Annotated in this window: 10 protein-coding genes; 4 read left to right on the top strand and 6 right to left on the bottom strand. The window is 57.7% G+C overall.

Annotation, left to right across the window (positions count from 1 at the left end):
- Positions 1-40 precede the first annotated feature (40 nt).
- The 4 genes from M3I54_RS19710 to M3I54_RS19695 all read left to right on the top strand — a co-directional run bounded on the left by M3I54_RS19710 (position 41) and on the right by M3I54_RS19695 (position 4,877).
- A complete protein-coding gene (locus M3I54_RS19710; protein ID WP_302059031.1) occupies positions 41-1,123 on the top strand; it encodes a glycosyltransferase family 2 protein in 1,083 nt (360 codons plus the stop codon).
- Positions 1,095-1,574, top strand: coding sequence for a GtrA family protein (locus M3I54_RS19705; protein WP_254338827.1), 480 nt, complete (start codon positions 1,095-1,097; stop codon positions 1,572-1,574). Before M3I54_RS19710 ends, M3I54_RS19705 begins: the two co-directional genes overlap by 29 nt.
- A 494-nt stretch (positions 1,575-2,068) precedes the next feature.
- Positions 2,069-3,835 carry a hypothetical protein gene (locus tag M3I54_RS19700; RefSeq protein ID WP_254338826.1) on the top strand — a complete coding sequence of 589 codons (1,767 nt, stop codon included), beginning with the start codon at positions 2,069-2,071 and terminating at the stop codon, positions 3,833-3,835.
- A gap of 127 nt (positions 3,836-3,962) precedes the next feature.
- Complete coding sequence (locus M3I54_RS19695; protein WP_254338825.1) at positions 3,963-4,877, top strand: transcriptional regulator; 915 nt, start codon at positions 3,963-3,965, stop codon at positions 4,875-4,877.
- A 286-nt stretch (positions 4,878-5,163) separates the two neighbouring features.
- On the opposite strand, the gene M3I54_RS19690 is transcribed toward M3I54_RS19695, so the two are convergent.
- The 6 genes from M3I54_RS19690 to M3I54_RS19665 all read right to left on the bottom strand — a co-directional run bounded on the left by M3I54_RS19690 (position 5,164) and on the right by M3I54_RS19665 (position 12,688).
- Entirely contained in the window at positions 5,164-6,240 is a 1,077-nt protein-coding gene (locus M3I54_RS19690; protein ID WP_254338823.1) for a glycosyltransferase, read from the bottom strand.
- 33 nt (positions 6,241-6,273) lie between these two features.
- Positions 6,274-7,380, bottom strand: coding sequence for a glycosyltransferase family 1 protein (locus M3I54_RS19685; RefSeq protein ID WP_254338821.1), 1,107 nt, complete (start codon positions 7,378-7,380; stop codon positions 6,274-6,276).
- A 254-nt stretch (positions 7,381-7,634) separates the two neighbouring features.
- A complete protein-coding gene (locus tag M3I54_RS19680; protein ID WP_254338819.1) occupies positions 7,635-8,729 on the bottom strand; it encodes an acyltransferase in 1,095 nt (364 codons plus the stop codon).
- Positions 8,730-8,942: 213 nt separating this feature from the next.
- Complete coding sequence (locus M3I54_RS19675) at positions 8,943-9,851, bottom strand: glycosyltransferase family 2 protein (protein WP_254338817.1); 909 nt, start codon at positions 9,849-9,851, stop codon at positions 8,943-8,945.
- 172 nt (positions 9,852-10,023) lie between these two features.
- Positions 10,024-11,322: an oligosaccharide flippase family protein gene (locus M3I54_RS19670; RefSeq protein WP_254338815.1), complete on the bottom strand. Its 1,299-nt coding sequence runs from the start codon at positions 11,320-11,322 to the stop codon at positions 10,024-10,026.
- Positions 11,315-12,688 carry a hypothetical protein gene (locus M3I54_RS19665; protein ID WP_254338813.1) on the bottom strand — a complete coding sequence of 458 codons (1,374 nt, stop codon included), beginning with the start codon at positions 12,686-12,688 and terminating at the stop codon, positions 11,315-11,317. The genes M3I54_RS19670 and M3I54_RS19665 overlap by 8 nt, the downstream gene beginning before the upstream one ends.
- Positions 12,689-12,703: the final 15 nt, after the last annotated feature.

Genomic DNA, 12,703 nt, shown 5'->3' with positions numbered 1-12,703 from the left:
TACGCCAGTCGGACAACTGCGGCATCTGCGCGAGGTAATCATGAACTATATCGGCCGCCCTCACTTTCTGGCTCCTGAGCCTCTCTTGAGGGAAGCGTCAACCTCGCCGGCGGGCGCGCGCGAGACGACTGCGCGGTCCAATCCTGCGCTTGCGGAGGTTCCCTCGGTTAGTGAGCCCTGCCTGTTGTCGCTCGTCGTGCCGTTCTATAACGAGGAGGAGATGATCGGCGCGTTCTTCAGTACGGTCATTCCTGTACTCGAATCGATCGACGGAACCGAGTTCGAAATCGTCTGTGTGAACGACGGCAGCCGCGATGACACGCTGCGCATGCTGATCGGCATGTCGAAGGCGGACACCCGCATCCGTGTCATCGACCTGACGCGCAACTTCGGCAAGGAGGCCGCGCTTTCGGCAGGGCTCGACGAAGCGCGCGGCGCCATTGTGATCCCTTTCGACGCGGATTTGCAGGACCCGCCGAAAATCATTCCGGCATTGGTCGAGAAATGGCGCGAAGGCCACGATGTCGTCGTCGCCAAACGCGTGAGCCGGCTCACGGACTCCTTCCTGAAGCGCCAGACCGCGGCGATTTTTTATCGCATACACAACGCGATGTGCGACACGAAGATCCCGGAGAACGTGGGTGACTTCCGTTTGATCACAAGGGAGGTCGTGGACGCGCTCAAACAGCTCCCCGAGACGCGCCGCTTCATGAAGGGGCTGTTTGCCTGGGTCGGCTACCGAACCGCAGTCGTCGAGTATGTGCGCGAGCCCCGCCTCGCCGGCCGGTCGAAGTTTTCTGGCTGGAAACTGTGGAACTTCGCGCTGGAGGGCTTCACGAGTTTCAGCACGCTGCCGCTTCGCGTATGGACCTACGTCGGCAGCTTCGTGGCATGTATCGCCATTCTGTATGCATCGTTCCTCATTGTGCGAACCCTGATTCAGGGAATCGCCGTACCAGGCTACGCGTCGCTGATCTCCGCAGTCCTTCTGCTCGGTGGGGTTCAATTGATCGGAATTGGCGTACTTGGCGAATACATCGGCCGTATCTACTACGAATCGAAGAACCGACCGGTCTACCTGATTCGCAGACGCTATGAACCCGCAAGCCCCAACGATGCCTGATCTTCGCGCGGTACGAAGGTTTGTGGTCTATGCGGGCGTCGGTGCGATCGGCACCGTCACGCAGTATGCGATTCTGATTGCGATGGTTCGCTCCGGCTACGCCTCCCCGGCCCTCAGCTCGATGGTCGGGGCGAGCTTCGGCGCAATCGTCAACTACGGTCTCAACCGCCAGATTACGTTCCGAAGCAAAAGCAATCCGCTGTCGACCGCACCGAAGTTTGCCATCATCGCTTTGCTTGGCGTGCTCACGAACGGCTTGTGCATGAAGTTCTTCGTCACAGGTCTTGGTTTGAACTATCTGATTGCGCAGCTGGTTACGACTGCCCTCGTTCTGGGCTTGACCTATCTGCTCAACTCGGCGTGGACGTTCAAAGAGAAGGAGCACTTCTCCGAGGTGGCCTCCAATGCGTCCAATAAGGTCCCGACGGCAGGCGACGCACCGTCCTCGTGAACGTTGCGTGACGAGCAATGCAAACCCATTTGCCTCCGTCTTACTCGCAGCTAACCTCGCCGGTGCACTCCGTGCAGACCGTGACAGCCGCGCAGACTGCCGCGCCGCCTGAGCGAACTTAGCGGTGCGCAGGCATACGCTGATGACCCTGCCTCGTTTGATCGAAAGCCGCGTTGCCCAACGCACAGAGAGGTTCGAATCCACCGGCTACATTCGTCGCGTGACTTGCCTGTATGGACGTAAGCGAGACGCCCTGCCGTCATTTGGCGGCCGGGGCGACATCGAGTGGTGAACGAGGCGCGCAGAAACACGCTGCAGATTCCGAGCGGCATGGGTTCCGGATCTTGGCGGCATTCGCGGCCGAAAAGCAGTCATCGGCCCGTGCTCATACCTCGACTGATATTGGGCGCTAACAGCTCATTTTGCCGGATGCACCACTGGGCGATTAACTCCCTTATCTATTGATCTTTTGGCTGCGAGCGTGGAGGTGCTACATGACAATAAAGTGGTCACGGGGGAATGTGCATCTGATCCTGTCCTGGATCGTCGTCGGCATACTGGGTATCGTCGAAGGACTCTACGGGCGGACGCAATATTATGGCGACTGGATCTCCTATCTCAATGTTAGCTGGGGCGTCACGCACCTCGATTGGCGCGAAATTTTCAACCCGTTCTGGAATCCCGGATATCCCGCATTAGTTGCCGGTGCTCGAGCGCTGGCCGCCCCCACTCCGGACGGTGAGTGGTATGCAATAACGGCAATCAACTGGGTAATCTATCTGGTCGCTTATGCAGCCTGGCGCGGACTGATCCGGAGTGCTCTCGCGCTGTATTGGCCAGGTTCGCTTGCGCTGAGCAAGCACCCGTTTACGATCTGGGTTGGGGTTTGTGTTTTTCTTGGCGCCTGCCTGGCGCTCGACTCTGTTTCGGCCGCGTGTCCGGACTTGCTCGTGACCACGGGCTTCGTCCTTGCTTCGGGTCTGCTTCTCTCCCTGATCCGCCGTCGCGACCTGCTCACTGCGACTTTGCTTGGTCTGGTCCTTGGTCTCGGCGTATGGGTAAAGGGGGTATTCACTCCATTTGCCTGTCTGTTCATGTTGACGCTTTTCATCTATTGCTGCATGAGGGGCAGCTTGTGGAGATCATTCGGTGCGGTAGTGGGAACGTTCGGTGTTTTCTTTGCCATCTACGTCGCCGGGATTTCCTGGTCCTATGGGCAATTTACTCTTGGCGCCTCCGGTGCGTTGAATGTCCCCTGGCACGTGAACGAGCTACCGCACCTTACCAATTGGCAAGGCGGACCGGAACAGTTCGGCCGCCCAATCCATCCGACCAGTCAACTCGTAGCGGGCTTGCCAGCTTTCGGCTTTGGCACACCGTTCCACACGACTTACCCTCCCTATAACGACGTCGCATATTGGTACAAGGGCTTTAAGTCATTCTTCAGTTTGAGAATGCAATTGATAGCAATGGGCCGGTCGCTGTGGAGCTTGCAGCAGATACTCAAGCAACACCCAACGGTGCTTTCGGTCGCTGCGGCTTTCATGTTTATCGTTGCCAGGCGGTCATGGCGAGCATCGCTCGTCAGGACAATGATCCGGACCTGGCCATTGCTGTTGCCGACTGTCGGAGGCTTTGCCGCCTATTTTATTGTTCATGTTGAAGATCGCTATCTCAGTGCGTTCGTTATGATCATTGCGCTTCTGACATGGGCGCCATTGCTCGATGTAACGCTGCAATCCCGCCGCCTGCTCGCCACAGCTCTCGTCATAATCTATAGCGCAGGTGCCCTCGGTGAACTTGTGATGACTGATGGGCCTTCATTCGTGGCGGCAGTTCGCCAAGCGGACTTTCACGACGATCCGAAATGGCGGATTGCCAACGCTCTTACTGCCTCTGGGTTGCAGCCGGGGGACCCGGTCGCCGTGATCCGGGATAGCTATCCTACTGTCAGGGTCAGTTGGGCCTATGTGTCACGCTTGCGCATCGTCGCCGAGTTCGGTGGTCTTCCGTACCGTATCGAGCCTCAAGACCGTAATCGCCTTGATCGTAAAGACGAAGTCCTCTGGCCGAATTTTAGTGAAACGTTCTGGACGAAGCTTACGGCGCAACAGCGTGAAGAGGTCATGCAGGCGTTCCATCAAACTGGAGCGCGAGCGGTCGTGTCGCTAGCGATGCCGAATATTGAGCCCGGTCCTGGCTGGGTAGCCCTGAAGGGAACGCCCGCGTGGCTGTACAAGTTTGCCGATGCGGCCAAATAGACCCAAAGCCGCAACTTGCTTTAGATAATTAGTTGTACGTGTTTCGCGCGTTCCACGCAATTGGGTGCCCCAATGTGAAAGGGTATTGTCTATACCCACTCCGCATTTGACTAAAAGGAGCGATCATATGGAGACTACCACCGTTCCCCCGGTTCTCGGAACGACATTGCCTGACAAGTGGATCGACGCGGATGCTTCAGTGTTTCGAGAGAATTTCGAGCGGAAGAGTTTCGACGTCTCCCATCATCTGGCGTCCCATCCGCTCTTTCAACTTCCTCAATTGATGGAATTGGCGGAGCGAACCCTGAAAACGCGTCCAGCTGACCTCTACTACGACATGGGCGACGTCGCGCCTGGTCAGAAATGGAACGATACGAATCGCGCGTTCTCACCGCTAAATGCATTACAGCAGCTGGAAGATTCCAACGCCTGGTTCATTTTCAGAGGCCCGCAACAAGATCCTGCCTACGTCGAGCTGTACACGCACGCGATCGCGGAGATCAAGGGCATGGTTGGCGGCGACATCGAATCCGCGATCAAGAGGGAGGACCTCATCATTTTCGTGACGTCACCGAAGCGGGTGACGGCGTATCACATAGATCGCGAATGCAATTTCATTCTTCAAATCCACGGGCAAAAGGATTTGTACGTCTTTGATCGGGAAGACCGGCAGGTTCTTCCGGAGGTGGAACTCGAGCGATTCTGGACGATCGACCACAACGCGCCAAACTATAGACCCGAGTTGCAGGACAGGGCGAAGACGTACAGACTGGCCCCCGGAAACGGCGTTCACGTTCCTGTCAACTGCCCCCATTGGTTGAAGAACGGCGACAATATCTCGGTGACTTTGAGCGTAAATTTTCAGTTTCTCAACACGCTGCGAGCGGATGTCTATCGGGCCAACCATTACCTCCGAAAGCTTGGAATCAACCCCACCCCGCCTGGACAAAGCGCGGTGCTGGATCGCGCCAAGGCCGCGGCATTCTCGGCGGTGAATGCCGCTCGGCGAGTTGCGAAGTCGGCCCTGCAAGGAGGCGACTAGTGTTACGTTGTCACCCGGCGTTCATCGACCGCTCCAAGCCTCGACGATATATGGCCTGCGGCGCGTGAAGTCCCCAGTTGGGCGAAAAGCTGGAACTGGCACGATCGCGTTTCCAGAATTGCCCCGGCCCGCCCGGCCCGCCGTGGCGGGCCTTGTTGTTGTACGCACAAGCAATCGAGATCACCTGCTGCCCTGTTGGTAATCTGAATGTGTGACGTGCCATGCGAGCAATCCGCGCCCACCCACGCTCCGTCCCTCGCAATTGTGTCCAGCACGATCCAGCGAATCACCCCACCTTCTCAACCAGCTCTCTCCAGCTAGCGAGTATCGGTTCGCGCGCAAAAATCTGGAGATGCGCGCGAGCCTGAGAAATTCGCCGAACACGCTCCTCGCCCGACATTTCGGCTAGCGAACGCATACCATACGCGATGGATTCGCGAGCAAGCGGATCGGCGCACAGCATCGCGTCGCCGCCAACCTCCGTCAAGATGCTCGCGCGGGAAACGAGGCATGGCAAATCGTGCTCTATCGCCTCGATCACCGGCATTCCGAATCCTTCCAGCAGACTCATCAGCACGAAACCGGATGCATTGCGGTAAAGCCAACGAAGCTCGTCATCTTTCGTATATCCCGGCATCACGACACCCGGAGATTGCCTGGCGAGTTCAATAGCGACGTCGGCACCTGGCTCGCGCCCTCCGACAATGACATACTGCCACCCTTTCTCCACCAGCCCGCTTGCCGAGAACGCCTCGATACAACGGGCCTGGTTCTTGCGATCTCCGATACTCCCCACCGTCAACAGAAAACGGCGCGAAACGCCGTCCAGCCGACGCCCCTCTCCTTCCTTGACCCCCAAACGGGTTGGAATATAGATGACGTTCGATGAGGCAAAGTCATTACCGTACAGCGCGTGAAATTCCCGCTGAGACGTCTTGCTGACAAAAACCATATGGGGCTTCATTCGCCGGATCTGGTCATAAGCCCGAAGGTACAATTCATTGACACCGGGCGCAAAATATTCAGGATGGGTGATCGGACCGACATCGTGGCAGAGCACAATGTCTCGTGCTTCCAGGCGATGGCGCACGACGCTGAGCGGGTCGAGATGCAGCGTAGGACGGGGATCGCGGATTACCGGAAAAAGTGAAACCAGGCGCGACCTGTTGACCCGCGCAATGGTTTCCTTCTGTGTCAATCGACCTACGATCCGGCGCATCAGATCACTATGGGGAAATTCGTGAATTCGTCCGTAGTGGACCCTCGTCACTCTGGCGCCGAGCGTTGAAATGATGTCCTTCCCCAAAAAGAGCTTGCCGGTTCGATCATTGAGCGCCAATGAAAAGTCGACATCAATAGACATTACGTGCCCCCAACAACGCTTTCTATAAGGAATTCAGCCGCTCACGGCCTTCACGGCATCGAACACGCTGCGCGCCGCCTGTCTCCAGGTGAAGCCGCCAGCCTGCCGGAGTCCGGCGGATATCAGGGATTGCCGCACGGCTTCATCGTTGAGTATGGCCAGAATATTCAGCCGCCACGCGTCCGGCTCGAACGGATCGGCATAAAGCGCCGCCTTGCCGCAAACTTCCGGAAGCGCGCCAAACGGCGCGGCTACGACCGGGCAACCCAGCGCCATCGCCTCCAGCGGCGGCAGACCAAACCCTTCCGTAAGCGAGGGACAGGCAAGCGCGCCGGCATTGTTCATCAGCCCAACGAGCTCGGCATCGCTAATGCGGCCGGTAAATCGCACGTTGGAAGGCACGACATGCCCGAGATTTTCGAAGTCGGCCTGCGTCGCACCGCCGAACAGCACGAGTTTGACGTCGCTCAGCTGTGCGCTGGCGAAGGCCTTGAGCAAAATGCCAATGTTCTTGTGTTTCTGGGTGTTCGCGAGTGCGAGCACATAGCGCCGCGGCCTCAGGCTCAACACAGCAAGCTGCCGCGCGTCGGGCTGGACCTGCAGAACATGGTCGCAGCCGTTATGCACAACGACAATCTTGTCGGCGTTGGCGATGCCATAGCGCACAAGCTCGCCTTTAGAGAACTCGGATACGGTAAAGATAATCTTGTGCCGTTTGCCGATGAAAAAGTAGAGCGATTTGTACCAAAGCCGAAAAAGAAGCGAATAGGATTCCGGGGCCGAATACACTTGGGCGTCGTGTATCATCGTCGCCGAATCCCGATGAAACAGTGGTCCAAGGTTGCAGAGGTTAAGAATGAAGTCCCTTCTGCGAGCCAGCGGAAGATAGCATTGTTCCCACGCGATCCGGTGAATCTTGCGAACCCAGCGACTCTCGCGAACGCACGAAATATTACGGTAGGGCGGAATCTCGACGCGGTCTCTGACTACGAGGGCGCAATCGACGCCGCTGCCGGCTTGCCCGGCAATCAGCGCATCGGTCGCGGCAACGAGCTGCTCGGCAACCTTGTGCACGCCCGTCGGCGCCGCCCCGAAGAACTTGCCGTTGAATGCTATCGTCTTCGACGCGATCGTTTTCATAGCCTACCCCCACCTTCAAGCATCAATTCATTTCGCACAATGTGCTGGAACCGATCAGATCGCCGCTATAACGGCCGCGACGATAGCCCCAGAGGTTCCGAACAGTACTCGCGCAACGCGATTTCCGTCCTTACACGGGACAATGCGCTTTTCTCCGACAGGTATGCTATCGACACGGCCAGTGCGGGACTGCTGGATACCGCACGCAAACGCGTGCTTGTCCAGCCTGCACGCGGGGGGCGCCGCGTACCGGCTCAAACGGGTGTATCGGCCGCCCTGGTGTCGAGAACCGCTTTAGGCGTCGATCGGCCAAATCGGGAAACGAGCCAGGCGCGTATGGGCGTATCGATGAAGCGCATGATGAGATAACTGGCCAGCAGGATCGCGGGCAAGAACACGGCGGCCTCCAGAATCGGATCCTTTCTGTGCATCAACTGCTGATAGATGCCGTTGAGCCAGACAAACGTAGGGTAATGCAACGCGTACACCGGATACGACAGTTCGCCAAGAACGAGCGCGGCGGCCCGCACAGGCCCGGTGAGCGCAATCGAAGATCCGCCGAGGATCAGCAACGGCATCACGGCGGCAGCCCACAGCCACTGTACGAAGAAGGGGATCTGGCCATTCCACCCCATAATGACCATGGTCGCGATGCACGCTGGAAGAAATAGCGATTTCCAGATCCCCAACGAGAGCAGGCCGAATTTCACATGACCGTGATAAATCAGGACGCCTAGATAGTAAGCGCCAAATACACGTGGAAAGCCGGAAAGGAAAGTCTGCGGCGTATCGCCTCCCATTCCGAACACCGCGGTAAACGCATAGCCCGCGATCGCCACGACGAGCGCGAACTTCATTCCGTCGAATCGGCGGGTGAGCATCCAGAAAAGATTGACGACCAGCTCGAGGAAAAGCGTGTATTCGGGGCCATTGAGCGGAAACACCTGCGGCCCTCCAATTGCATGCGGAGCACCGAAAGTCGGAATGCACGATAGACCGAGGAGCGTGGCGGCCGCGAGCCAGCCTGGAGGAATGTCGGAATCGTGAAGCAGAACCGATCTCGCCGCCAGATACGATGCACTCAACAGGGTTCCGATCACTATCATCGGCATCAGCCGTATGAGTCTGATACGCGCGAAAAGCGCACCGCTCATCCCTCTTTCGAAGCGGCCACGGTACGCCATACACAGGACGTAACCCGATAGGCCAAAGAAGAAGTCGACAGCAATGCCCGCGTTGGGGGCCAACCATGGGATCCCAAGCCAGTGATTGAGGTGAAAGAGCAGGACCGATATGGCTGCGAGGCCGCGCAGACAATCTGGCACCGCCAAATGGGAGTCTTTTTTCATCGCGAGCGACTAACACCAACTTTTTGGGCAACCTTCTCCGCCACTAATATCTGGTCCGAATCGGAACTACCTTCACAGGCTTGTGCATAGCGTACGGCGCAACTGGGCGCGCCCCTAGCGCTTGTTCCCTGATTGTGTACGGTCAGGCACAATGCCGGCGGCTCTCAGCGTTCTGCTATATCGGAATTAAAATCAGCCTCGTGCCTGGCAATTCTAAAAGCTCTCGGGTCGCTCAGGCGTCAGCCTTCCTCGAAAGAAGTCCCACAATCCGATCAAATTGCCCATTAGACGCCCTCGCCGGTCGATCCAAGGCTCGGGTGCAAAACTTCGCACAATATTGCTCGCGATATTGCGTATGACATGATCGACCGCCGGGCGCAGAGGCATCGTCTTCTTTTTCACCAGATAGAACGGATTGATAACCTGCGAATAGCCAAGTTTGCATCCGGACACCCTGCCGCGTTTGACTCCCATGTGCACGCCGAGCGCGGTATTGATACGCACGACGAGATAGCCCCGATTCCAGATCTGGCCTCCGAAATCACGATCCTCCTGCCAGCCATAGAGAACGAGGCGCTCATCAAAGCGCAGGCCAGCGATGCTGCTCGCGCGGAACGCCATGTTGCACCCGTAGGGACCACCGGTCGGCGCTACGATCAATCTTTCCGGAAGATCGCCGATCCTGGCAACGATGGCCCGTCCCTCTTCAAAGGAATAACCTGGCCCATGAATGCCGTCCGCAATGACGGTTCCGGTGACACAGGCAATAGACGGATCGCTGTCCAGGGCCTTGAGGACTTCCGCAATCCACTCGCTATGCATCAGAAAGTCATCGTCCAGGAAAACCACGACGTCGACGTCGTCCGGCACATGGTTCAATGCATGATTGCGTTGCGTCGTGAGTCCAGGTCGCCCCTTCAGCACGATCATTCCGGGCCGGACCGACAGGTCGCCAACGTCCTCGTCCGAGACGCAGGAGACGATGATCAGATCAGGTTTAACCGTTTGCAAGTCGACGAACGCAACGACGTCCTTGAGAATGTCTGCGCGACCACGAGTGGCGAAGATCAGGCAGATTCTCGGATCTTTGCTAAATGAAGGCTGACTCATTGGCTCGGCCATCTTGACTCGCGAACTGAAGCTCGATTCCATCATTGACCTCGTCGACCATTGCCCGCAGGAATGCGCTGGACGCGGCATAGGCACACCAGGCACCGCACTCCTGCCTGCCGCACGCACCCGCGAATCTCACACGTACACCTCGATGCATGTGCAAAATAATTCGCAGACCCAATTATTCGAGCCATCTTCCAAATCTCGCCGGCAAAGAGAAACCTTCGTTGATCCCGAGAATCTCCCGGAACAAACCTACTTTCCAGATCCCGAAAATCAGCATAACCAGCAATGATCCTTCCGCCAGTATTCGCGCGTACACCATACCTGCAGCCCCCCAGTGGCTGGCAAGGGGAATGGCCACCACCAGGTTCACCACTGCGCTGATCACACCGCTCCAGGCAAGCTGCTTCTCAAGTTTGCGGGGAATCAGGAAATAGATACCTAGTACCCGCGTGCAAACGGTAAGCGGCAGAATGAACACCATAATATTAAGAACCGGGACGGCATGACGGAGTTCCGGTCCAAATACTAGCGGTATGAGCCATTCAGAGAGCAATCTCGTGATGATCACACCCGCTACCGCTCCCACAAAGAAGACAGCAAATGTTCGCCGGGCAAGCAGGTTCGCTCGGGCCGGGTTGCGGGTAACCAGATACATGACCTTCGGCGCCAGAATCTGGGCGGCGGGCGCCATGATGCTCAACGCGGCACCCACCAGGCGCTCAGAGAGACCAAAGGCACTCACTTCCGGGGCCGCGGCCAGTAGCGACAGAATATAGGTGGATGCGTCGAGCACCAATACCGCCGTTCCACTGTATATGAAGATTGTGGCCGATCGCTTGATCAGGCCCACGGCCGCACGCAGGGGCGCAATGAAGCCGGTGTATTCTTTTCGAACAAGCCAATAAGCTACCAGCGTCTGGATCATGCTGGAGGCAAAAATCACGGGAAACGCGCGGTCGACATCAGCCGGCTTCCGAATGAAGGTAAATATCAGTGCGAGCGAAAGCACGAGCCCCAATACTTCGATCAGGACATTCGTCCGCGGACGTCCCGTGCTGGTGAAATACCAACCAATGTTGAAGGCGGACAGCAGCCCTCCGGCGACGACGAAAAAGCCCGCGAGAGGCACATTAGCAATAATTTCCGACCTGCTAACGGCAAGGCCTCCGACAATCGCACCGGGAACGGACAATAGCAGCCGGGCCGTAAACTGATCCCGAAAAATCGTATCGCGTTCGCCCGCGATTTCGGTATGGACGATATCTCGTCCCCCGATGGTAGAAAACCCGAAGTTCACGACCAGCCAGAGAGCACTGGAAAGTGAAAGCCCGGCCAACACCACGCCGTAACCACTCGCACCCAGCACTCTTCCGTAATAAGGAATCAGGATGAGGGGGTACAGATAACGTACCGCGTACGAAAAGTAAACAGCCAGCAGTTCAAGCTTTGAAAGCGACGCGTGTACCTTATTCATGAGCCCCCCTGGCAACCCATCCGCCACGCGCGGGCGCACGTCGCAGCACACGCGGCGAGAGCGCGCCCGCTGCGGCCGCAAATATGTAGAAACAAGTACCCAGTTCGAAGACGCTAAGTGAAGCTGAGGCCACGATCAACGTCGCGATCATGGCGTGTCGCGCCGCATAGGAAATGGCCCGCTCCGTGAAGGGGTAATGGGCAGGCACCGGCACCAGCAAGGTCTTGCCGAGGAACATCCCGTAACACACCACCCCCACGACACCAAGACTTGCCACCAGTACCACCAGAAAGCTCGACGCACGAATGCTTCCCAGTCCAACGCCTATTCCATAAGTGTCGAAGAAGTTGGTGATCCCTTGGGAGTTCCACCCCATCCGCTCAACGCCGGAGTCACTACCTGCCTTGCTCAGAATCGCAGCGTCGACGAAATCCCCGAGCACTTTCACCACCCCCGGCAGAAAGACGATCACGTAGAGCACACCCAACAGCCCAGCGCATGCCGAGATAACCGAAAGCCGTTGCTTGCGTACAGTAGCGAAACGCGAGATCACACCGGGCCGGCTGACGAGCAGGACGAACTGGTACGCCCCTAACCCGACATACGCGGTTCCCGAGGTCGACAACAGCAGGAGGCATCCCGTTACAGTCGCAAGCGGACCGGCAAGCTTCGGTCGATAGCCGACGAGCCAGAGATTCAGGCAAAAGACAAAGAGCGGCAGCGTAAAAGCGGCGAAACCGGAGGTCTCACTGAAGGTGCCGCTGATGCGAACCATTCCGGCCATTTCCTGGCCGGTCAAATCGGCAAACTGTGCCGTCTTGATGGCCGAGAGAATGTCGAGGCCTGCCGCGTGCGCGACGATATCGATCAGGCCAGCAAATGCGTCAAGCGACGCGAGCAGGAAGATGGCGTTTGCGAGCGTACGGTACACACCACGATATTTCAGGAACGCAAACATCGAGCAATACACCGCGACGTCGGCGATACAATAGATCGTCTGGGACAGGTTGCCGGAGACAGGCCCTAGCGGCTGCAATACGATGAACTGGCTGCTGCGGTCGACAGGGAACACCAGTGTCGCGCCGCTCAGCACGCGCGGCAGCAAGATGGCGCCAGCGACGGCCCACAGGCAGTTGCAGAGCAGCCAGAAGCCGGGCCTGTCCTGCGCGACCGCGCCAGCGAGCCCCTTCCCGCCGACGAGATTGAACGCCCTGAGTGCGAAGAACGCGAGAAAGACTTGCGCCGGCAAGATGCCGATGCCGCCCAATCCGAGCGCGAGCGTACATCCAAACAAGGAAAACGCCGCCATGCCGTATATCGCGCCGCGATACGACACGTAGAGCGCCGCCAGTCCGGCGACGAACACGATGACTCCGAATAT

This window comes from Paraburkholderia sp. CNPSo 3274 (genome assembly GCF_024206475.1).
Lineage (GTDB): Bacteria > Pseudomonadota > Gammaproteobacteria > Burkholderiales > Burkholderiaceae > Paraburkholderia.
The sequence above is the reverse complement of the archived record's forward strand: the minus strand, read 5'-3'. Positions and strand labels throughout refer to the sequence as shown.